Annotated in this window: 19 protein-coding genes; 13 read left to right on the plus strand and 6 right to left on the minus strand. The window is 45.8% G+C overall.

From position 1 onward, the window contains the following. Nucleotides 1-8 precede the first annotated feature (8 nt). The gene (ffh, locus tag PVA46_RS03240; RefSeq protein ID WP_167695325.1) at nt 9-1337 is read right to left on the minus strand and encodes a signal recognition particle protein; all 1329 of its coding nucleotides are present in this window, start codon (nt 1335-1337) and stop codon (nt 9-11) included. A gap of 129 nt (nt 1338-1466) precedes the next feature. On the opposite strand from ffh, the gene tsaD reads away from it, so the two are divergent. Continuing rightward, on the plus strand, nt 1467-2507 hold the full coding sequence (gene tsaD, locus PVA46_RS03245; protein ID WP_246226701.1) for a tRNA (adenosine(37)-N6)-threonylcarbamoyltransferase complex transferase subunit TsaD: 1041 nt from the start codon (nt 1467-1469) through the stop codon (nt 2505-2507). Here the strand turns inward: tsaD and PVA46_RS03250 are convergent. From PVA46_RS03250 to PVA46_RS03260, 3 genes are read right to left on the minus strand one after another with little or no spacing between them, the layout of a single operon-like run. Continuing rightward, the gene (locus tag PVA46_RS03250; protein WP_167695326.1) at nt 2504-3415 is read right to left on the minus strand and encodes a hypothetical protein; all 912 of its coding nucleotides are present in this window, start codon (nt 3413-3415) and stop codon (nt 2504-2506) included. The genes tsaD and PVA46_RS03250 overlap by 4 nt on opposite strands. Next, complete coding sequence (locus tag PVA46_RS03255) at nt 3384-3524, minus strand: hypothetical protein (protein ID WP_167695327.1); 141 nt, start codon at nt 3522-3524, stop codon at nt 3384-3386. Before PVA46_RS03255 ends, PVA46_RS03250 begins: the two co-directional genes overlap by 32 nt. A 19-nt stretch (nt 3525-3543) precedes the next feature. Beyond that, nucleotides 3544-4902 (minus strand): phosphomannomutase/phosphoglucomutase, encoded by a 1359-nt coding sequence (locus PVA46_RS03260; protein ID WP_167695328.1) that lies wholly within the window; start codon nt 4900-4902, stop codon nt 3544-3546. A gap of 201 nt (nt 4903-5103) precedes the next feature. On the opposite strand from PVA46_RS03260, the gene PVA46_RS03265 reads away from it, so the two are divergent. From PVA46_RS03265 to PVA46_RS03320, 12 genes are all read left to right on the plus strand, one after another. Further along, a complete protein-coding gene (locus PVA46_RS03265; RefSeq protein ID WP_167695329.1) occupies nt 5104-5487 on the plus strand; it encodes a desulfoferrodoxin in 384 nt (127 codons plus the stop codon). Between the two features lie 173 nt (nt 5488-5660). Next, entirely contained in the window at nt 5661-5933 is a 273-nt protein-coding gene (locus PVA46_RS03270) for an RNA recognition motif domain-containing protein (protein WP_167695330.1), read from the plus strand. A gap of 152 nt (nt 5934-6085) precedes the next feature. After that, a complete protein-coding gene (locus tag PVA46_RS03275) occupies nt 6086-8221 on the plus strand; it encodes a patatin-like phospholipase family protein (protein WP_167695331.1) in 2136 nt (711 codons plus the stop codon). Nucleotides 8222-8236: 15 nt separating this feature from the next. After that, nucleotides 8237-8803 carry a hypothetical protein gene (locus tag PVA46_RS03280; protein WP_167695332.1) on the plus strand — a complete coding sequence of 189 codons (567 nt, stop codon included), beginning with the start codon at nt 8237-8239 and terminating at the stop codon, nt 8801-8803. Nucleotides 8804-8806: 3 nt separating this feature from the next. Next, entirely contained in the window at nt 8807-9496 is a 690-nt protein-coding gene (locus tag PVA46_RS03285) for a cytidylyltransferase domain-containing protein (protein ID WP_167695333.1), read from the plus strand. Continuing rightward, nucleotides 9460-11265 (plus strand): methyltransferase domain-containing protein, encoded by a 1806-nt coding sequence (locus PVA46_RS03290; protein WP_167695334.1) that lies wholly within the window; start codon nt 9460-9462, stop codon nt 11263-11265. The genes PVA46_RS03285 and PVA46_RS03290 overlap by 37 nt, the downstream gene beginning before the upstream one ends. Beyond that, on the plus strand, nt 11255-12742 hold the full coding sequence (locus tag PVA46_RS03295) for an ATP-grasp domain-containing protein (RefSeq protein ID WP_167695335.1): 1488 nt from the start codon (nt 11255-11257) through the stop codon (nt 12740-12742). Before PVA46_RS03290 ends, PVA46_RS03295 begins: the two co-directional genes overlap by 11 nt. Beyond that, a complete protein-coding gene (locus PVA46_RS03300; protein WP_167695336.1) occupies nt 12714-13718 on the plus strand; it encodes an N-acetylmuramoyl-L-alanine amidase family protein in 1005 nt (334 codons plus the stop codon). Before PVA46_RS03295 ends, PVA46_RS03300 begins: the two co-directional genes overlap by 29 nt. A gap of 11 nt (nt 13719-13729) precedes the next feature. Next, complete coding sequence (locus tag PVA46_RS03305) at nt 13730-14893, plus strand: sensor histidine kinase (RefSeq protein ID WP_167695337.1); 1164 nt, start codon at nt 13730-13732, stop codon at nt 14891-14893. Between the two features lie 42 nt (nt 14894-14935). Continuing rightward, a complete protein-coding gene (locus tag PVA46_RS03310) occupies nt 14936-16741 on the plus strand; it encodes a DNA topoisomerase IV subunit B (RefSeq protein ID WP_167695338.1) in 1806 nt (601 codons plus the stop codon). Between the two features lie 53 nt (nt 16742-16794). Next, nucleotides 16795-17955, plus strand: coding sequence for a methionine adenosyltransferase (gene metK, locus PVA46_RS03315; protein WP_167695339.1), 1161 nt, complete (start codon nt 16795-16797; stop codon nt 17953-17955). 3 nt (nt 17956-17958) lie between these two features. Next, a complete protein-coding gene (locus tag PVA46_RS03320) occupies nt 17959-18636 on the plus strand; it encodes a YdcF family protein (RefSeq protein ID WP_167695340.1) in 678 nt (225 codons plus the stop codon). Between the two features lie 21 nt (nt 18637-18657). On the opposite strand, the gene PVA46_RS03325 is transcribed toward PVA46_RS03320, so the two are convergent. Then, entirely contained in the window at nt 18658-19902 is a 1245-nt protein-coding gene (locus PVA46_RS03325; RefSeq protein ID WP_167695341.1) for a bifunctional folylpolyglutamate synthase/dihydrofolate synthase, read from the minus strand. A gap of 58 nt (nt 19903-19960) precedes the next feature. After that, on the minus strand, nt 19961-21868 hold the full coding sequence (locus PVA46_RS03330) for a hypothetical protein (RefSeq protein ID WP_167695342.1): 1908 nt from the start codon (nt 21866-21868) through the stop codon (nt 19961-19963).

Genomic DNA, 21868 nt, shown 5'->3' on the forward strand with positions numbered 1-21868 from the left:
CTCCTATTCTACCCTTTCAAGCTCTTTGCTAGTTGCGCTTGATAGGCTTTATTTTTCATAACTTTTTTCATTTGCACCTTCATCTTTTCAAAGCGATTGATGAAGCGGTTGACCTCAACCACGGTAACACCGGCACCTTTTGCGACGCGCTTACGTCGGGATGGGTTGAAGATGAGGAGATTTTTACGCTCCTTTTTGGTCATACTCAAGATGATTGCCTCTTCACGTACCATCTGTTGTTCGTCAAGTTTCTCTTCGATATCTTTGGCCGATACCCCAGGTAGGAGCTTGGCAAGTTCACCGGCTTTACCCATTTTTTTTACCATCTTAATCTGTTCGAGATAGTCCTCGAGGGAAAAGTCGGGGGAGAAGAGCTTTTGTTGCATGCGCAACGCCTCTTCTTCGTCAAATTTTTCCTGCGCCTTTTCTACCAGAGAGACAATATCACCCATGCCTAAAATACGGCTAGCGATACGCTCGGGGTGGAAGATTTCAAGGGCTTCGACCTTTTCGCCTACACCAATAAATTTGATTGGTTTTCCTGTAATACTCTTGAGGCTTAGGGCAGCACCACCACGGGTGTCGGAGTCGAATTTACTCAAAATGAAGCCCGTAACGCCCAATTGCTCGTCGAAAGCCTTGGCGACATCAACTGCATTTTGACCAATCATCGCATCGGCAACGAGGATCTTTTCGTCTGGGTTAAGCGCTTTACTGATGGCCGAAATTTCGTTCATCAGCTCCACGTCGACCTGCATACGACCGGCAGTATCGACAATCAATACATTATATTGATGCTTTTTTGCTTCTTCCAGCGCAGCCTTGGATCGAGCGACGGGATCTTGTTCGCTACCCGTAAAGACAGGCACACCGATCTGTTCGCCTAAAATTTCAAGCTGTTTTACGGCGGCAGGGCGACTCAAATCAGCAGCACAGAGCAAGACACGTCGACCTTCATTTTTTAGGTGAAGTGCCAGCTTAGCGGCGTTGGTGGTCTTACCCGCTCCCTGCAGACCTAAGAAGAGGATGGTACTAACGACATCAGGACCACGTAGGTTGAGGTTACTGCGCTCATCGCCGAGGAGGGCGACCATTTTGTCGTAGATGATCTTGACAAACTGCTGCCCAGGGTCGACGGCTTTGAGAACTTTCTCTCCGCGCGCCTCTTCGGCAGTGGCATTAATGAAGCGACGAGCGACACGTAGGTTGACGTCGGCCTCGAGGAGGGCAGTTTTGATCTCTTCGATCGCATCTTCGATATTTTTGTCGGTAATTTTGCTCTTGCCGACGAGGGTTTTGGTAATCTTTGCAAATGAATCTTGTAATCGTTCTAACATTCTCTCTTTATCCTAGAGGCTAGTATAGCCGAAAAAGTTATTTCTGTCAAAAGGTATAGAGCCGATTTTGACGATATTTGCATAAAAAGCGTCTTTACTAATCGAGAAAAAGGAGGTATACTCCATTTTATGATGATAGTTTTGGGAATTGAGAGCAGTTGCGATGAGTGTGCGGTGGCGCTGTTGGCAGGCGATGAGGTGGTGCATCAGGTCATCGCCTCGCAGATTGAGGCGCATCAATGTTATGGTGGCGTGGCGCCAGAGGTGGCTAGCCGTCTGCATATCGAGCAAATTTCGACGGTGGTCGATCAGCTTTTCACTCAGTCGCCCTACCATCCAGAAGATATCGATCTCGTTGCCTACACCAATCGTCCTGGGCTGATGGGGAGTTTGTTGGTGGGGGCGACGTTTGCCAAACATTTTGCATGGGCGCTTGGAAAACCGTTTATCGCGGTGAACCATCTTTTGGCGCATCTTTTTGTGGCAAAACAGGAGCATCCTACATTGACATTCCCCTTTTTAGGGGTGATTGCCTCGGGCGGGCATACGGTGATTGCGGTGGTGGAGGGATACCAAGAAGATCAGGTGAAGGTGCTCGGCACGACGCTAGATGATGCGATTGGTGAGTGTTTTGACAAAGTGGGCAAGGCGTATGGCTTGCCTTATCCGGCGGGTGTTCATGTCGATAAGTTAGCACAAACAGGCGATGCGCAAGCATATGCGTTTCCTTATCCTAAGCTCAATCCACGTTATGCCGGTGCGTACGATTGCTCTTATAGTGGACTCAAAAATGCGGTCATCAATCAAAAAGAGCAGTTTTTACGCGCCGATGCAGAAGATAGTTTAGAAAATATCATGGCGAGCTTCCAATATGTAGCGGTGCGCCAGCTGGTTAAGATTATCTTGAAGGCTAGCAATGATTTCTCTCTGCATCAGGTGGTGATAGGCGGTGGCGTAGCGGCCAATTCGGCATTGCGAGCGATGATACAAAGTTATACACATTTGAAGTTTTTTTCGCTCCCCTCTAAGCTCTGTGGCGACAACGGGCAGATGATTGCCTATTATGGTAAAGAGCTCTTTTTAGAAAGGGGAAAAACCAGCGACGCACTAGATACCGGGGTGATACCGCGCGTCGATCTCTTTAAGTATCAACGACCTATCCCCTCTTAAAAGTAGATACGCATGCCCGTAACTGTATGGTAGAAGGCACGCGAGCGCCCGCCATTGTCCATGGTAAATTCCAGCACGAGATGCCCCCAGTCGGCATCTGCGTCGACTCGCCACTCCACCTTCGTAATGCGTTGGCTGATAGAACGATAAGGGCTCGCTATCTCTGCATCCGAGAGTGTGAAGCCTTCTGTATCTAGCTTGCGCGATCGGTTGGTGAGCGTGTCATGGAGATAAAGATGGATTCCATCTGGGCTGTAGAGCACTTGTTGCGTCGCTTGATGTAGGCTAATCAGATAGGGGAAATTTTGCGAAACCTTTTTTGTGGTTGCATCGAAGAGGTGGTTCATTGCGGGAAAGTTATCGGGGCGCTGTTCGATATGGTATTGTTCACCGCCCAAGTAGCTAATCATCGTAGAACTCGCTACATTGTCAAGAATAAGCGTCTCCTTACCCTGCTCTAGCCAGAGAATAGAAGCTGGCGTACTTATTGGCTCATAGAGGATTAATGCTGGTCCCATCTGCCCCCAAAAGTGCGCTGGCGGAATGCTCCGGTGCTGTGTAGCGGTAATCAGGGTGGGGGTGCTAAGGTCATAGGAAAAGGAGAGTAAAAGGTTTTGCTGGCGTTGCCCATTCACCTCTTGAATATCATAAAGATGAATCATGCCTTGCCAGCTATTTTGCTCGCGCACGTGTAGCAAGTGTCCGTCGAGTGGCTCTTGCGACAAATGGGATACATTCTTCTCTTGTTGTACATTGTATGTATAGGCTAGCGCTCGTACCAAAGGATCACTAAGGATCTTTTGGGGTTGAGCATAGGCAAACGGTGCAAGCAAAAAGAGACTTAGTGCCAAGGCGACGCCAAGCGATCGGCGGGGGTTAGTCGTTAAATTCATCAAATTCTTCATCATTATAATCCTCGTCAAAATCTTCATCGTCAAATTCTTGCCAATCTTCTTCTTGAGGCATGAATTCCTCGTCTAGGTCGTCTTCAAAATCGTCTAAATCGTACTCTTGCACCGTTATTTTCCTCGCTTTTCTAGCTAAATTTGCCTAGAATGGCTTTTACTTCGTCGAGATGTTTGCTCAGTGTTGCCTGATCGTTAGCCTCCATGACGATGCGTAAGTAGGGTTCGGTGTTGGAGCTACGAACATTGAACCACCAATTTGGGTACTCAAAGCGATAGCCGTCAAAGTCGAGGGTAGCTTGGAGGTCGCTGATGGCGGTTGCGTACGCTTTGAGGGCTGCGATAGCATCAGTTTTGGCGTTGATGACAAAGTTAATTTCCCCAGAGTTTGCATAAATGTCGATATTTTGGATGATGGCAGAGATGGGTTGATGCTCGTTTGTTTTGACCTGTTGTGCATTTTTGAGCACGAGCAACGAAGCTAAGATACCCGAATCACAGTTGAAGAAATCGCGGAAGTAATAGTGTCCCGCAAGCTCACCCCCAACTACGGCATTAATCTCTTTCAGCTTGAGCTTGGCAAATGCATGTCCGACTTTCCACATATTTACATTAGCTTTACGTTGATTTTGTAGATACTCGCTGACTCCACGGCTGGTACGAATATCGACAAGAACATTCTCCCCACTGGATACGCCTAATGCATTGGCAAGTACGGCAGTGATGATGTCGGGGCGGATGAATTGTCCTTTTTCATCGATAAACATCGCACGATCGGCATCGCCGTCATAAATGATACCTAGATCGAGCTTTTCACGCTTTACCAGATCGATAATTTGCACTAAGTTCTTCTCTTCTAGTGGGTTGGGCTCATGGCTAGGGAAAGAGCCGTCGATGGTCTGGTTGATAGCATGAATTTCTGCGCCACGCTCCTTGAGTAGCTCTGGGACATAGAGACTTGCCATGCCGTTGCTGTAGTCGATACCGATACGTAAGCCGTGGAGAGTGGGAACAAATTTTTGGAGAAATTGAATGTAATCGTTCTTGATATCCTTGGCGATAATTTTCCCTTTATTTGTATCAGTAACGGGGGTAACTTCTTGGGTGAGTACGAGTTGTTCTAGCTCTTTGAGACCGGTCTCACCACCTACAGGAATCGCCTTAGCACGCGAGATTTTGAGTCCATTATACTCTTTGGGATTGTGGCTAGCAGTAATTTGTACGCTGGCTTGTGCGTTAAAGTGTGCGGTAGCAAAGTAGACAGCCGGTGTAGTGGTTTGTCCTAAATCGACAACATTAGCCCCTGCGTCCGTGATACCTTGGCTTAGGTACTTAAAGATCTCCGGTGAACTGATACGATCATCTCTACCGATATAAATTTCATTAACCTGCAAGAGCCTGGGCAGGAAAAATCCAATTTTATAGACAACATCTTTGTCATACTCTTTATTATAAATGCCTCGAATATCATAGGCTTTAAATACACTCATGGTTGCTCCTTTTTTAATACAATTTTCTCTTTAAGATTATCGGCTAGTACAAGGAATAACTCAATCTTTTTTTATGTCTGATGATTTTCTTCAAAAATCCTTGATTTTTCTTATGGGACAGTGTATAATTATTGTAGATCTTTTGTAAAAAATTGTTATGAGAGATCCTGTTTATATCATATTATATGTAAGGAGATAAAGATGAATAGAAGTGACATTTATCGTTGCCCGCATTGTGGGCGCGTGGTTTATGTAGTAGAGGCAGGGCACGGCGGGCTTACTTGCTGTGGACATGAGATGCAAGTACTTAAGGGGGGTGAGATTGACGGATCTACTGAAAAACACGTACCTGTGATCGAAAAGATTGATACCGGCTATAAGGTTACTGTCGGCTCGGTCGCTCACCCGATGACCCAAGAGCACTACATTTCGTTTATCGAGTTGATTGTTGATGGTAACCACTATTCGCAAATGCTACAACCTGTTGCCAGCCCAGAAGCTATCTTCAATGTTGCACACGGTAAGAGTGTGGTTGCGCGCGAGTATTGCAACCTCCACGGCCTATGGCAGGCAACGTTGAGCTAAAAAATTAGAGAGGATCGGCCAAAGAGGCTTGACAAAAGTTGATAAGCAGTTTATGCTTGAGGAAGCATTGTCTTATTGGTTTGATTGATTTTTGTTAAGTTAGTTTTCCGGTAGAGATTGAATGCCGGTCCTTTTTTTAGGTGCCAAATTTACGTTTTATAAGGTTTAGTATCATGAGTTCTAAAGTTTATGTCGGTAACATTAATTACCGCACATCAGATCAGGCGCTTCGCCAGTTATTTTCCGAGTACGGCAACGTGGAGTCTGTTCATTTAGCAAAAGATCGCGAGAGTGGTCGTTTTAGAGGATTTGCTTTCGTAGAGATGAGCAATAGTGATGAGGCATCTAGAGCAATTGCGGCATTGGATGGACAGGAGATTGACGGTCGTCAGCTTCGTGTGAAAGAGGCCGAAGATCGACCAAGACCAGTGCGTCGAGAGTATTAGGATTTAAGTTTTTCAACTTGATGTTATAGCTATGATATAGTTCCGCTTGATAAGGGTGGAGCTATTTTTTCATAACTTTTGAACGACTTAGCAGGCAACGGGGAGGGTGCGTGAGGCAATTATCAAAGTGGAGCATAGGATTTTTTTGGGGCATGATGGTAACATTTTCCTTGGTTGCCCGTCCTAAGGTGGGCTTGGTTTTAGGCGGTGGTGGAGCGCTGGGGTTGGCGCATGTGGGGGTCATCGAGGTGCTTGAGGAGATGGGTATTCCTGTCGATATCGTAACGGGGGTAAGCATTGGGTCGATGGTGGGAGCATATTACGCGCTAGGCTTTGATGCGGCTGCTTTAGATGAAATTACGCGTAGTATGGATATTTTTGAGGTGCTTGATGATGCGAATCGTCGACCTTACCACAACCCCATTCGGCGCAGTCATGACTGGCGCACGGTGGTAGATGTACGTTTTCGTAAGGACTTCTCGGCGCCTGAAGCTAGTGGCGTATCTGGTGCCTATAGTGTAGAGCACTTTTTGGATCGTATTTATTGGCAGTCAGGATTTTATGAGAATTTTCGTGCCTTCCCTCGTGCCTTTGCCACATCGGGGACAAGTCTTAATACCGGTGAGCGTGTCGTTTATACAGACGGATCGCTTGGCCGTGCGGTGCGCGCGAGTATTGCGGTACCGGGGGTCTTTACGCCTGCGTTGATGGATGATGGGGATCTGGTTGTCGATGGTGGTGTCTCTGGGAACTTTTTAATCCAAGAGGCGATTGACTTGGGTGCGGACATTATTATTCTTGTCGATTTAAGTGATTATGATGATAACGTTGCCGATCAACCGATTACGACACTAAGTGGTCTGCTCTCCATTTTAATGCTTAGAGGGCGTGAAGCGGATCAGGCGGTGATGCCTTTAGTGGATATTCATATTAAGCCAGAATTAGATGGCTTTACCCCCGCCTCGTTTGGTGATTATGTCGGACTTAAAGAGCGTGGCCGTACTGCCGCCCTAGCTATGGAGGAGTCTCTGCGTCTGCTTGCGCAACGTTTTGCTACGGAAAATATCGTGCCAATTACCGCACAGGTTGAGGAGAATCTCTTAATTAATGAGATTAAGGTTTTGGGATTAGAGAGTAACGAGCGCGCCGAACAGCGCTTGTTGAGTCAGTTGCGTATTGATTTAGGGCAGAGTGCCTCCCCTGATTGGGTGGCGATGGAGGTTACTCGCGCTGCTAATAAAAATTTCTATCAGCGGGTGCGCTATTGGGTGCATGAGCAGACGCTCTATTTGTACGCGCAAGAAGAGCCGTTTTTGACGTTTTCGGGAGTTTTACAATTAAGTAGTGACTTTGGTCTACGGGTGGGCACGGCTATTGAGGTTACCTCCATTGAAAATTTTGGCGCAATCGATGCGAATATCTACTTTGGTTACCAGCATGGAGTGGAGGGATTGCTCTATATCGATTTCTTTCCAGGCGATCTCTACTGGCTCAATACCTACGCAAAGTTGAGTATTTTCGATTCGAATACTTACGCGAGCTTGATTCCCAATTTTAATATTTTGAATACAGAGCGATCCTTACCGGGACATTATCACGCACAAGTGGGTGTACAGTTTGCTTATGAGAACTATTTTTACGCCCAATTAGGGACGGAGGTGGGTAACTGGAGCTCGGCTAATGTACATAATGAGCATTTTCTTACCTATTATGGGCAAAATTACATTGAGGGGCGGTTTGCATTAGTTGCCGATCAACTTAATGAGCAGTACTATGCCAATCGTGGGTACAAGGCTGCCGCCTACTACGACGTGGGTTTCCAAAAAAATGCGCAAGATCAGGGCGTTTATCATCGATTAGCCTTCGATCTTCGCTATATTCAACCCATGCCTCATGGCCTCTCTTGGCTTTTTGCTAGCAATGGGAATTTATTGTTTGGTGAAAATCCTAATCTCTATCGATATGCATTACTGGGTGGCATGCTCGGCGAGCGCGAGACCTATCCTCTCCCAGGCTACGCGGTTGGCGCGCTAACGGGGCGTACGATGGTGGGATTTAGAACGGCATTGCAGTATAGCTTTTTTTTACGATTTATGATAGCCTTAGAGTGGTACGGCTACTTGCTTGAGGAGGAGGTAGCTAATCCTTTTTCCAAGGAGAATTTTTACCAGAGTGCAGGTGCCAAAATTGTGGCGAATTTAGGGTTTGGTTACTTTGATATCGGTCTCTACTATAACCATACAAACCGATCGGCATATTTGGTATCTTCTTTGGGAGCAAGATTTTAAAACAAGGAAAACGAGATGAAGAGATGGATAGGATGGGCTCTCTTGGCGATGTTACTGGTGAGCTGTCAGGATAAGATTACACAGGATAGTAAGCCTGCAACGATGCAGATGCAGACATTTACGGTGGATGGATTTCCCTTTGAGATGAGTGTTTTAGCAACGAAGCAGATGTTGCGCGAGCGTGGATTTCGGTTTATTTATGAGGAGAAAATCACTGCTGATCAAGAAATTTTCCTTCTTATTGACTCTTTTGCAACGTACGAAGGCAAACTTTTTGGTCAAGCCGTGGAGGCGGGCTTTCACTTTAAGGATGATCGTTTTAAATATGTTGTCTTTCAAATTAAACAGGGCGATATGCCAGCATTGGTCGGTGAGTTGAGCGTTCTCTATGGGAAGCCCTTCTCTCGAGGTGAGGAGTTTGGCGAGGAAGTCTTTCAAGGCGATAATCTCTTATGGCGCGTCTTGCACGATGGAGAGGAGATTGGGTATATCAGTTTAATGCCAATCCCTGGGGCCAATAATCCTGATGATTGGGGCGCTAGTGTTACGGTCTTTCCCTATACCGCTCAGCCACAAGGATAAGCGATGGCTTCGTCTTTGTTGATTATGCAGGCGCGCTTAGCTTCTAGTCGTCTGGCGCAGAAGGCACTTTTACCGATTTATGCGGGTAAACCTTCGCTTTTATACGCAATGCAAGGGGTCTATGGCGTGGCGGATGCGCATGTGTTGGCGTGTGATGTTGCAAGTTTTTCCTCCTTTGAACCCATTGCCCAAGAGGCAGGCTTTGCGATTATGGCGGGCGATGCCGATGATGTTCTCGCGCGTTTTGCACATGTGGCAAAAGAGTATAAGGTGGATTATGTGATTCGTGCTACTGCGGATAATTTAATTGTGGGGCAAGAGTTAGTGAGGTTAGCATTGGATGGCGCTATCGACAGTGATGCTGATTATTTCTGTTTTGAGGCCACTGCGCACGGCAGTGGTGTGGAGGTGATTCGGCGTACGGTTTTATTGGATGCCTATGCCAACGCATCTAGCCCTTTTGAGCGGGAGCATGTTACGCCATATATTTATGGGCATCCGCAACGCTATAAGGTGATCAAGCCTGTGGTGGAGAGTCGTTTTTTTGCCCCTGATCTTCGCAGTACGTTAGATACACCAGAAGACTATACACGATTAGTGGAATTTTTTACACATCGAGCCTTTCCCAGCCAAACGATAATTGAGGAGTATATTGCATGGATGAGGAGCAATCTTTATCAAATGAGTTTATAGAGATACTATTTGTTCCGCAGGTAAGGGCGAACTTAGGCTTTGGTCATTTGCGCCGTATTTTAGCGTTAATGCGAGATATGGAGCAATTTTTTCGTGTAAAAACATTTATTTATATCGAAAAAGAGTATTTTTATCAAGAGTTGGGAGCAGAGATTGCGCAACATATTTTGATGGAACAGTTGTTGCATCAGGTACCCAAAGAGAAGCGCTGGTCGTTGATTGTCTTGGATTATTTTCAAAGCGATGCTTCCTTTGCGCATCAATGGCGTGAGCATGGCTTGGTTGTTGCGCTGGATGAGGGGGGGGCAGGTCGGACAATTTATCCTTACCTTATTGATATTTTGCCACGGTGTAAGAGTCATTCGCTGGCAAATGAAGATGAGAGGGGTTATCTTCGCCTTAACCACATTAGGCGAAAGACGCACCATAGCGACGGCGAGCTACGTATTTTATTAACATTTGGTGGAAGTGATCAGGCGAAAATGACTGAAGTGGTGGGGAATTTTTTGGCATCGATCAACTTTCCTAGTAAACAGTGGAGTGTTGTCAAAGGACCACTTTTTAAGCGAACAATTGCGTGGCCTGGGGTTAAAGTGATGGAGCATGTGGATATGGCAGAGATTTATCAAGATTTTGATATTGTCTTTACGCACTTTGGCATTACGGCTTACGAGGCGCTTGCTGCCGGATGTTGGCCTATTTTACTCAATCCTACACAGTATCATGAAGATTTAGCAACGCAAGAGGGCTTTTTTTCTTTAGGGGTCAAGGAGATCTCCAAAAAACGACACCCTTGGCTGAAGCGTTGTCTGCAGAGTAATTCCTATACGCAAGTGATGCAAGCAATGCCTGTCTCTGCACGTTTGATGCCCCCACGATCGTTAGCCGTTCGGCTGATGGAGTTGACCGCGTATAAACATGCCTGTCCCGTTTGTGACAGCAACAAGGTCTCAAGCATTCTCTATCGTACGCAACGTAAAAGCTATGCTGAATGTGCTGGATGTGGTATGCTCTATTTGATGCTTTTTGTACGCAAAGCGGTAACCTATGATGCTACTTATTTTGATGATAGCTACCGCAAGCAGTATGGCAAGAGTTATTTGGAGGATTTTGAATATATCAAAAAGATGGGAATGCTCAGGCTTAAACGGGTGATGCGTTATCATTCAGTGCGAGGCGAAAGTCAGATGAGCTTGCTAGATATTGGCTGTGCGTATGGTCCTTTTTTACAGGCGGGGGCGGATGCGGGTTTGCAGGTTTATGGCGTGGATACGGCGAAAGAGGTGGTGGATTATGTGGTAAATGAGCTGGGATTTAGTGCGCAAGTGGCAAATTTTCCGCAAGAGCTTCCTTATGCGCATCAGCGTTTTGACTTTGTTACGATGTGGTATGTGATTGAACATTTTGAGCAGTTAGATGTGGTGATGCGTCAAGTGAATCGTTACCTTAATGTGGGTGGGATTTTTGCTTTTTCCACGCCCAAAGGTGATGGCTTGAGTGCGAAAAAGGATTTATCGGCATTTTTAGAAGCAAGTCCAGACGATCATTATACGATCTTTCGTAAGGTGGGCTTACGCGCCTTGTTGCAACGCTATGGTTTGGAGCTACTGCACATTGAGACGACAGGCGTGCATGTTCAACGTAAATATGCGAAGATTGTATTGGGATCGTGGCAGGAGCGACTTCTTAAGCGTCTTTTTACTCTTCGCGGATTAGGCGATACCTTTGAGATTTATGCAAGAAAAAAGAGGGATTTAGATGACGAATAATGAACAAGAATTTATTCTATTGCTGGGAGCATCGATGATGCAATTACCCGCACTCAAAGCAATTGAGACTTTAGGTTATGCGAGCTTGGTGGTGGATGGCAATGCGCATGCGCCGTTGATGAGCTTAGCCGATGAGCGAGCGCTGATCGATCTTAAGGATATTTCGGCTTTGATGATTTATCTGGATGAATTTATTGAAGAGCGTAGGTTGGTTGCGATTTTTACAGCTGGTACAGACTTCTCCTATGTGGTCTCGACTTTGGCAGAGCGGTATCAGTTACCTGCGCATAGCAAAAATGCAGCGATGGCGGCGACGGATAAGTTGAGGATGCGTAGTATGTTGCATCAACATGGCGTGCGTGTTCCTGCATTTATTGAGTTACCCATGGGGATCAATGAGCCGACGCTTGAGGGATTGTTACGTCAGGCGCAATTGAGCGAGCCTTGGGATGTGGTGATCAAGCCGGTAGATTCGATGGGTGCGCGCGGTGTGGTGCGTGCGCATACGCTTAAGGAGATTCTCCATGCCGGTGAGGAGGCACGGGCGTATAGTCGTAGTGGTAAGGTGATTGTTGAAGCCTATTTAGATGGCCCTGAGTTGAGTGTGGATGCGCTTGTCGCCGATGGTAAGGTCTATATTCATGGTATCGCTGATCGTCATATCTTTTATCCCCCATACTTTATCGAGATGGGGCACACGATTCCTTCTTCCTTGTCTAATGAAGAGAAGCAAGCGATCATCGAAGAATTTACCAAGGGAGTTTTTGCGCTTGGTTTACACCATGGGGCTGCTAAAGGCGATATCAAGCTAACGGCTGATGGCGTTTATATTGGTGAGATTGCAGGGCGTCTGTCGGGTGGGTATATGTCGGGCTGGACGTATCCGCTCTCTAGTGGGGTTAATGTTACCGAGCTTGCGGTCAAGCTAGCTTTAGGGCAATCGATTTTTGAGGAAGAAGATGTGTTGGTAGAGCAAAAGAGTGTCTGTGCTGAGCGAGCATTTATCTCGATTCCGGGGGAGATTGCTGAAATTCTCCATTTGGATGCGGCGCGCAAGATGGAGGGTGTTAAAGAGATCTTCATTAGGGTTAAACATGGCGATCGCGTGCACTTTCCGAAAAATAACGTGGAGAAGGCTGGTAATGTGCTTGCTGTGGCCGATAGCTATGCAGAGGCGATTACGCTTTCTGAAATAGCGCGAAAAGAGATTTTTTTGCGCTTAAAGGCCGATGATGTAGCTACGCGTGATTTTTTGTTTGGTAGTGGATCGACGCATCTCTCCTCTGCATTTATTCTTGGAAAAGATTTTAATGGGAATACGCGCGAGGAGATTTTTGTTCGTTATGAGGCGATTACTGGGCATCAGCCGAAGCTTTATCAACCCGATCGGTTATTAGAGTTTGAGCGTGCAATCGAAAAGGGTGGCCTGCAGGGGGCAGTTTGGTATTATGATACGTTTGGGGCGTTGCTGGCTTAGTCTTACTCTCTTTTTGGGCTTTACGCTCTCTGGGTATGGGGCAACATTAAACCAATTACTTCAAGAGAGTGGAGCACAATTGGCTTGGCATAGTTGGCAGCAACGCGGTGAGCTTATCTATGAAGATCGGCGAGTATTCTTTATTGTGGAGCACCCTTACCTGATTTTTAGCAACGGGATGGTTGTTCCTGCGAAGATTTATTATGCGGATGGAATTATCTCTTTTGATGGACGTAGTAGCCAACTGGTGAATCACTTTTTGCGTACGGGAAAGATCTTGTCGCCACGAGAGATTGTCGATACGTATCGTATTTCTACTATTTTGATTGATCCTGGACACGGCGGACGTGATAGTGGTGCGGTGGGGCGTCACGGATCGCTGGTGGTGAAAGAGAAAGATGTTACGTTGGCGGTGAGTTTACGTTTAGCGCAACTGTTACGTGCAACTTATCCGCAGAAAAAAATTCTCCTTACACGTACCTCGGATACTTATCCGTCATTACAACAGCGGGTGGATATGGCGAATAATTTACCCTTGGCCGAGGGCGAGGTGGCAATCTTTATCTCGATTCATGCGAATGCGGCGCTCAATCGTCATGCACGAGGCTTTGAGGTTTGGCACCTACCACCGGCAATTCGGCGCGATATTTATCGGGGAGAAGAAAATTCTGCGATTGTCCAAGATCTTATTAATGAGTTTGTCAATCAAGAGATTATTGCCGGTGGGCAGCGTTTGGCAGAATTTTTGAGGCAATCATTCGCCCGTAGGTTAAGCGATCGCACGGTAGATCGGGGATTGCGCGAGGAGGCTTGGTTTGTGGTGCGTGGGGCGCATACGGTGGCGGTCTTGGTGGAGTTGGGCTTTGTGAGTAATGAGACAGAGGCCCGCTTGCTAGCAAGTAAGAGCTATCAGGAAGAGCTTGCAGTTGCGTTGCATGAGGGTATTGCGGGATATATTCGCTATTTTGAGCGCTAAGGAGAGGGCAGATGGCTGGACGGGTACGTAAGGTGATGGAGCGGGCGTCGAAGATTTCGACGGAGACTTGGGCGCAATTTGTGGATGAGTTGAATCAGCAGATGGAAGAGGGACGCGCTACCATGAACTCGATTGACTACGGCATTCTTGTGGTTGATGAGATGGGCAAATATCTGCATTCAAATAAATTAGCATTGACACTCTTTCAAATTAAAGATCTCCAGAAAGAGCGCCCGATATGGTTTAGCATTGAGCATGTCGATTTAAAGGAATTTTTGGAAGTCTCCATTCAGATTCAAACGTTAGACAGCAGTAGTGAATTTTGGATTCATGGGCGATTAGTCTCTTGTCAAATTAAACCTTGGGTCTTTCATGGGAAGATTAAGGGGAGTCTGATCTGGATTGAAGACATTACCGAGAGGCGTGCGCAGTTGGTTAAAATTCGTCATATTGAGGCGATGGCACGGCTTGGCACGATGGCGCAGACCCTTGCGCATGAGATCAAAAATCCACTGGGTGCGATCTCCATTCACTTACAGCTATTGAAAAAGTCGATGACCCAAGTCCACTGGTCGGAGTCGATGGAGAGCACCTATCAAATTATTAGCGAAGAGATTACACGTCTGGGTGAGGTGGTACACGCCTATCTTAATGCCGCCAGACCCTTAGAGATTCATTTAGAACGTGCGGATATCGCGCAAATTTTAACAGAATCACTCCTTTTAATGGAGGTAGAAGCAGAGGAATTGGGTATCACCATCGCCCAAGCTGAACGTACTTCTGCTGTACCAATGCTCTCTTTGGATCGGGGGTTGATTAAACAATGTTTTGTCAACTTACTAAAAAATGCCATGCAAAGTGGCGCCAAACATATTTATACACGCATCAATATTTTGCTCGATCGGGTTGAAGTGATTCTTGAGGATGATGGGGATGGTATCAGTAATGAAAACATCGCCAAAATTTTTGAACCCCACTTCACTACCAAAAAGAACGGTAATGGACTAGGTCTCACCATTGTCTTTAAAATCTTGCGCGAGCATGGTGCGTTTATCGACGTGGAGAGCCCCATCTTTCAGTATGGATCTAGCGGACACGGTACACGCTTTTCTCTCACCTTTAATCGTGTGGATGGCGAGCGTATCCAACTCTTAGCCCCGCATATAGATGGCTAGAACGCTTTACTTTTTTATGATTTTCGGCTATAATTACCAGATATGGCAAAAGAGTACGACGAAAGCAAAATCAAAACCCTCTCTGCATTAGAGCACATTCGCCTGCGCAGTGGTATGTATATCGGTAGACTAGGCGACGGTAGCCACTTTGACGACGGTATCTATATTCTCCTTAAAGAAGTGGTGGATAATACTATCGATGAATTTATCATGGGGCATGGTAAGAAGGTTGTCATCGATGTGGATGTCGAGCTTGGGCGTGTTTCGGTGCGTGATGAGGGGCGGGGAATTCCCTTGGGTAAAGTGATCGATTGTGTCTCTATTATTAATACCGGTGCCAAGTATAACGACGATGTCTTTCAATTCTCCGTGGGTCTCAACGGCGTGGGAACCAAGGCGGTGAATGCACTCTCTAGCCATTTCTTGGTGCGTAGCATTCGCGAGGGAATTTACCAAGAGGCGACCTTCTCGCAGGGCAAGCTTCTTTCAGAGGATAAGGGCAAAAGTCACGAAAAGAATGGCGTTTATGTTGAATTTACCCCTGATGTCGAAATTTTTGGCTCATATCGCTTTAACATGGAGTATCTTGCCCAGCGCATGCATAGTTATGCGTGTCTGAATCGCGGGCTTACATTGGTGCTCAATGGGGAAAAATTTATCAGTAAGAATGGATTGCTTGACTATCTCGAAAAAGAGACTGAAGATGCCATTCGTTATCCGATGATTAGCCATCGTGCAACCCATTTAGAGTTTGCCTTCACCCATACCTCCGAGGGGTATGGCGAGACTTACTTTAGTTTTGTTAATGGTCAGTTTACCAGCGACGGTGGTACGCATTTAGTTGCCTTTAAAGAGGGAATTTTGCGCGGAGTCAATGCCTTTTATAATGATAAATTTACGGCGCAAGATGTGCGAGAAGGTATCGCTGGTGCGGTAGCTGTTAAGGTCAAGGATCCTATTTTTGAGAGTCAGACCAAAAATAAGCTGGGCAACAGTGATATTCGTAGCTGGATAGTTGCGGATGTCAGTCGTGCAGTGGAGGATTATCTCCATAAGAATGCGACAACTGCCAAGATCCTTAAAGATAAGATTTTAGCAAATGAGCGTTTACGCAAAGAGCTTAATGAGGTGAAAAAAGAGGCGCGCGCTGCGGCTAAGCGTATCTCTATGAAGATTCCTAAGCTTATCGATTGTAAATTACATGTGGGCGACCTAGGCGGTGAGCGATCGTCTATCTTTTTAGTTGAGGGCGACTCTGCTGGCGGATCGTTTACTTCGGTACGCGATGTGCACACCCAAGCGATCTTTAAACTACGAGGCAAGCCTTGGAATAGTTACGGTGCGCCCCAAAGTGCAATTTATCGCAATGAAGAGCTCTATAATATGATGATGGCCTTGGGTATTGAAAATAGCGCCGAAGAGCTACGCTATGGGCGTATCATCTTGGCAACGGACGCTGATTTTGATGGTTTTCATATCCGTAATTTACTGTTAACGTTTTTTCTTCACTACTTTGAGGAGTTGGTGGTAGCTGGCAAGATTTTTATTTTAGAGACGCCTCTCTTTCGCATTAAGAAAGGGAAAGAGGCGCACTATTGCTACAGTGAGAGTGAGCGAGATGCTTTGCTCAAAAAATTAGGTAAAGGTGTATTGGTTACGCGCTTTAAGGGGCTGGGTGAGATTAGTCCTAACGAATTTGGGCAGTTTATTGGTGAACAAATTCGCCTTACCCCAGTGATGATTGATAGCTTAAAGCAAAACAAAGAGATTCTTACCTTTTATATGGGGCAAAATACCCCGCATCGGCGAGACTATATTATGCAACATTTGATTGATGATATTGTATAAAAGTTAATTTTCGTATAATATTTTAATATTTAGTACTAAGGGGAGATAGATATATGTCAATAAGAAAGAGTTATACGTTTACCAGCGAGAGTGTGGGTGAGGGGCATCCCGATAAAATTTGCGATCAGATTTCAGATGCTATCCTAGATGAGGCGCTTCGTGCTGATCCTGAGAGTCGGGTGGCTTGCGAGGTGTATGCTAGCACGGGCATGGTGATTGTGGGTGGCGAAATTACTACCGATTGTTACATCGATGTGGTGCAGAGCGCGCGCGATGTCTTAAAAAATATCGGTTATGATCATAGTGAATATGGCATTAATTATAAAGATTGTGCGGTTTTATCGGTGATTAAACCACAATCACCAGACATTGCTATGGGGGTAGACGCATCGGCACAGAAAGAGCAGGGGGCAGGCGATCAGGGCATTATGTTTGGCTATGCATGTTCGGATACGCCAAATTATATGCCCGCAACATTGGAGTATGCGCATGCGATTGTCCGTGAGGCAGCTCGGGTACGCAAGAGTGGCGTGGTCGATTTTCTGCGCCCTGATTGTAAGGCGCAGGTGAGCATGGTTTACGAGAACGGTATGCCTAAATATATCGATACGGTGGTGCTTAGTCATCAACACGGCGAGCAGGTGGATAATGCCACACTACGTAAATTCCTACAAGAGGAGGTCATTGCTAAGGCGATTCCTTCTCACTTTTTAGACGAAAAGACGACCTATCATATCAACCCGACTGGACGATTTATCATGGGTGGTCCTCAAGCGGATGTTGGTTTAACGGGACGTAAAATTATTGTCGATACTTACGGCGGAGCGGCTGCGCATGGTGGTGGTGCGTTTAGTGGGAAAGATCCTTCTAAGGTTGACCGATCGGCTGCCTATATGGCGCGTTATATTGCCAAGAATTTAGTGGCCGCTGGGGTTGCTCCAAAGATTCAAGTGGAGTTGGCGTATGCTATTGGCGTTGCCGAACCGGTGAGCATCTTTGTGGAGACTTACGATAATAGCACGGTGGACGGTGCTAAGCTTGAGGCGATGGTGCGTGAAATTTTTGCGCTCAAACCTGCGGATATTGTACGTTCGCTCGATTTAAAACGCCCTGTTTTTCTTCCTACGGCAAGTTATGGGCACTTTGGGCGCGCTGAATTTAGTTGGGAGCAACTGGATAAAGTCGCTGACATCAAGAGCTATTTAGGCTGGTAACCCTTGAAGCAGAAGAGACGTATAGGTCGTATGGTGAGCGTGATGGTTTGGCTTGGGTTTTTTTATCTAGTTGGAATTTTTTCTTTGGCGTCGATCTATATTGTTACTGTATCACAGGTTAGACAGCACATTGCCCATGCCGATGTTATTTTGGTGTTGGGCTGTGCTGCGCCTAATGGGCAGGTTAGTGGGATGTTGCGCGAGCGTCTTAATGAGGCGCTATTGCTTTACTATCAAGGTTATGCGCCCTATATTCTGGTGAGTGGTGGAGTTGGGCCAGGCGAGGCGGTGAGTGAAGCGCGCGTGATGCAACGATATTTATTAGCGCACGGGGTGCCATTAGAGCATATCCTCATTGAGAATCGATCGCGACGTACTTGGGAAAATCTTTCGTTTAGTAAGCAAATTATTGATAGATACAACTTTAGAGATGTCATTATTGTTACCTCAAGTTTTCACCTAGCCCGTTCGATATCTACGGCAGAACAACTTGGTTATGAGCAAGTCTACTTTTCTGGTGCGACATCTAGTGCTAAGGGTTGGCAATTCCTCTTCAATTATTTGCGCGAAATCCCAGGATTACTCTATTATTTGGTTGCACCTCGCTATTTAGAACAGAATACGCAAACACGTATGCTTGCCCGAGAAGTTCCTTATATCCCCCAACATATTTACCTTTAAGGTATTAATTAGTTAAGTAAATTAATGAAAATGTTCGAGAGCTTCGGCTACTAGATAAAAAGAGCCCGTAATCAAGAGCGCTTGCTCTTTTTTGAGGGGTAACGTCTCTAAGAGAGTTTTTAAATCGGGATGGTAAGAGCTGTTAGCTTGAGGATATTGTTGGCTTAACAATTCCATCTGTTGATGAATGCCCTTGGGCGCAACAAAATAAATTTTATCAAAATAGTAAAATGATTCTGATATAGAGATAAAATCTTTGTCGACAGCACAGCCAAAAATTAAGATCTTCTCTTGCGTAGGAAATTCTTGATAAAATGTCTGCACTAAAGCGCAAAAACTGCTGGGGGTGTGGCTTGCGTCTAGCACGATATTTGCTTTTATTTTTTGGTAGCGTGCGGGCAGTTGATGGCTAAGAATACTCTCTTGCCAAACTGGTATAATATCATGTTCAGGAAAGAGATAATCGACGACGGCAAGCGCCAAGAGTGCATTTTCTGCAAGCACCTTCATCGGGGTGGGGAATTGTACGATAAATGATCTCTCTTTGTAGATGATCTCTTGTTGAAAAGGAGAACGCGCGCGCTCCTTGATAGCGGCAAAGAGCGCGTTAAAGTGGAAGTAGGGTGCGCCTAGTTTTTGCGCGGATTCTTCTAAACATTGTGCTACTTGAGGAGCTTGTTTGGCGATAAAGAGCGGAGTCTTTGGCTTGATGATGCCAGCCTTTTCTTGAGTGATGGCTAAGAGCGTATCACCTAAAATGGCGGTGTGCTCGCGCTCGATTGGCGTGATAACGGTAATATCGCTTGCACAGAGATTGGTCGCATCTAATCGGCCACCCAATCCGGTTTCTAGGATTAAAAAATCGATGGGTAGGCTATCGGCAAGAAAAAAGAGCATCGCCGTCATTGCATCGAAGAAGGGCAGGGTAATATGATATGCGTCTTCTTGGTGTTGTAACCAACGAAGCGCGCGATGCAATTGTTCGGTAGAAATACGCGTGAGATTGAGTAAAAAGCGCTCTTTTATATCGATAAGATGAGGCGAGGTGAAGAGTAGCGTCCGATAGCCGAGGCTATATAACGTCGCAGTGATTGCATGTGCCGTGCTCCCTTTCCCTTTACTTCCAGCAAGATGGATGGTTTTATAGCGTGGTTTTTGAATGTTTATATCCTGTAAAATGGTGAGAATATCTGAAAATCGCGCCTCTTCTTTACGAATATGGATAGGATTTCGGCGAGTTAGTAATTGCTCTAAATAGCTTTGCATAGGCTCATTTTAGCAGATATAGGGGAAAGATATCAAGCTCAGCATGTGCTCATTCCTTCTATTTTGTTGTGAGGAGGGAGCGCTCGACGACATCTAGGTGCGTGATGGCGTTAATGTGGAAGATGATTTTAGCTTTATGTCGATAGTCATAGGCTTTGATTTGTTGCGTTGCTTTCTTGTCAAAGTGAAGGGGCATGAGGTAATGTTCGACAATTTCCCCGTTGTTGTTGATTTGTAAGAGCAGGTCGCGCTCCTCTTTAATGGCTAGCTCGACAAGGCGAACTTTCGCGTGGTAGTCGATGCCCGATGCCTGTTGACGAAATGTTGAGAGGCGCATAAGTTGTTCTGCACTAATAATTAATTTTCGTTCGATATAAAGCTGTTGGATAGGATTATCTGCATGGTGTACGGGGATATTAATAGAATCTTTTTTATTTTTAGATTTAGATATAGGCTCTACTCTCTGGGGTAGGTCAGAGGTGTGGCTGATAAGCGATTTTAAGAGATGGGTTGGCAAGATGGATTGCTCCGCTGGTGCTGGTGTTTGGATGATGTGAGGGTGCGTTTCGCCTTGAATGAGGGTGGGCTTGGGTAGTCCTAAGGTGTGGATGAAGTGGTAAAATTCTTTGCATGGCGCATCTTTTAAAAGGATAAATTCTTCCGATATCACCTTGTTGACGAAGCGTTGGAGGAAGAGTTGATTTTGGAGTAAGTGACTGAGGGATTTATGGAGTTGTAGCAGATATCCATGATAAAGCTGTAGCGATGTACTCTCTTCGAGCCAAAAGTGGAGCGTCTGTTTGAAATTTTCTGGAGTTTGTGTCGCGTCCGCAAAGAAGTTAAAGAGTGCTTGAGGATCATGTTGTTGCTGATTCGCTTGAATAAAGCGATCTTTATCGAGGGCATAGGTGCTAAAAATATCGTAATGGATGAGGGTTGATGTGAGGATCAATTGCCATTGTAGCGGTTGCTCAAAAGAGTAAAAAAAGGTAAGATTCCCTTCTATTCTAATCGGTGTGTAACTATTGTTTAGATTTAGAGATTGGTAGTAGTGAGGGTGGGTTTCCGATTTACGAATCAGGAAAAAGTGTTCTAGTGCTGGTATAAGGGCTTGCATCTCTTTTACTTTAAAATACTCCAGATGCATTGCATAAAGTCGAATGAAACTTTCGTGATGCAGTAAGTTTTTCTCTTGAAAGAGCAGTAAGAGGAGGCGTTGCAGGGCTAGGCGATCGAGTTCTGGGGCGTAGTCGTAGAGTAGATGTGCGTAAAAAAGAGCGGTTTGTTGGAGCAAATCAAGGTGAGAGATCGCGATAAGTTTGGGTAGGTTGAGGCTATGATCGGGATTTATAAGGTTGGTTGTGTAACATAGTTGCAGGAGAAGATCAATGAGTGGGCGCTGGAGGCTCGAGGAAAAGTGTGCCTGTAATTCTTCGGTAATTTTTTCTTTATCTGGCTGATTGTAGATGGTGAGAATGGCGTGAATCAGGGCTGGGGTAAATTGCGGAGTAAGGTTCTCTTCTTGGTGTGGAAGGGTTGTAAATAGTGTTGATTGCTCAAGATCGGGCAAGATGATTGGCTTGAGTAGCGGATTGATGAGAGGATAGGTACAATATTCTGGGTCGATAATCCATAGCCGTTCGCGAAGATTTTGTAGAGCAAAGGCAATTGTCTGTCGTTTTAAGGGATAGAGGAGTGCTTTGAGGAGATGTTGATTTTGCTGATACTCCAGAGGCAGTTGATGAAGTGTTTCTAGCGCTTGGAGCACAAAGCGATCTTGGTCATCGAGTAAGGCAACTAACTGACGTTGATGTTGCTCATCGAGGAGCCAAGCGATCAGTTTACGGGCAATTTCTTGATTAGGAAGGATTTTGTCCTCCGTATAGAGGTAGTGGCGCGCGAGATTACGCAATTGAATATCGGTGAGTTGTAGAAAATAGGCTTCGACTAATGCTCGTGATTGCAT

It is taken from the genome of Entomospira culicis (assembly GCF_028748145.1).
Lineage (GTDB): Bacteria > Spirochaetota > Spirochaetia > WRBN01 > WRBN01 > Entomospira > Entomospira culicis.

What these genes read in the sequence shown, in the direction of transcription:
- ffh (WP_167695325.1), bottom strand. Translation starts at nt 1,337, where the DNA reads ATGTTAGAACGATTACAAGATTCATTTGCAAAGATTACCAAAACCCTC.
- tsaD (WP_246226701.1), top strand. Translation starts at nt 1,467, where the DNA reads ATGATGATAGTTTTGGGAATTGAGAGCAGTTGCGATGAGTGTGCGGTG.
- PVA46_RS03250 (WP_167695326.1), bottom strand. Translation starts at nt 3,415, where the DNA reads ATGATGAAGAATTTGATGAATTTAACGACTAACCCCCGCCGATCGCTT.
- PVA46_RS03260 (WP_167695328.1), bottom strand. Translation starts at nt 4,902, where the DNA reads ATGAGTGTATTTAAAGCCTATGATATTCGAGGCATTTATAATAAAGAG.
- PVA46_RS03265 (WP_167695329.1), top strand. Translation starts at nt 5,104, where the DNA reads ATGAATAGAAGTGACATTTATCGTTGCCCGCATTGTGGGCGCGTGGTT.
- PVA46_RS03270 (WP_167695330.1), top strand. Translation starts at nt 5,661, where the DNA reads ATGAGTTCTAAAGTTTATGTCGGTAACATTAATTACCGCACATCAGAT.
- PVA46_RS03275 (WP_167695331.1), top strand. Translation starts at nt 6,086, where the DNA reads ATGATGGTAACATTTTCCTTGGTTGCCCGTCCTAAGGTGGGCTTGGTT.
- PVA46_RS03280 (WP_167695332.1), top strand. Translation starts at nt 8,237, where the DNA reads ATGAAGAGATGGATAGGATGGGCTCTCTTGGCGATGTTACTGGTGAGC.
- PVA46_RS03285 (WP_167695333.1), top strand. Translation starts at nt 8,807, where the DNA reads ATGGCTTCGTCTTTGTTGATTATGCAGGCGCGCTTAGCTTCTAGTCGT.
- PVA46_RS03290 (WP_167695334.1), top strand. Translation starts at nt 9,460, where the DNA reads ATGGATGAGGAGCAATCTTTATCAAATGAGTTTATAGAGATACTATTT.
- PVA46_RS03295 (WP_167695335.1), top strand. Translation starts at nt 11,255, where the DNA reads ATGACGAATAATGAACAAGAATTTATTCTATTGCTGGGAGCATCGATG.
- PVA46_RS03300 (WP_167695336.1), top strand. Translation starts at nt 12,714, where the DNA reads ATGATACGTTTGGGGCGTTGCTGGCTTAGTCTTACTCTCTTTTTGGGC.
- PVA46_RS03305 (WP_167695337.1), top strand. Translation starts at nt 13,730, where the DNA reads ATGGCTGGACGGGTACGTAAGGTGATGGAGCGGGCGTCGAAGATTTCG.
- PVA46_RS03310 (WP_167695338.1), top strand. Translation starts at nt 14,936, where the DNA reads ATGGCAAAAGAGTACGACGAAAGCAAAATCAAAACCCTCTCTGCATTA.
- metK (WP_167695339.1), top strand. Translation starts at nt 16,795, where the DNA reads ATGTCAATAAGAAAGAGTTATACGTTTACCAGCGAGAGTGTGGGTGAG.
- PVA46_RS03325 (WP_167695341.1), bottom strand. Translation starts at nt 19,902, where the DNA reads ATGCAAAGCTATTTAGAGCAATTACTAACTCGCCGAAATCCTATCCAT.
- PVA46_RS03330 (WP_167695342.1), bottom strand. Translation starts at nt 21,868, where the DNA reads ATGCAATCACGAGCATTAGTCGAAGCCTATTTTCTACAACTCACCGAT.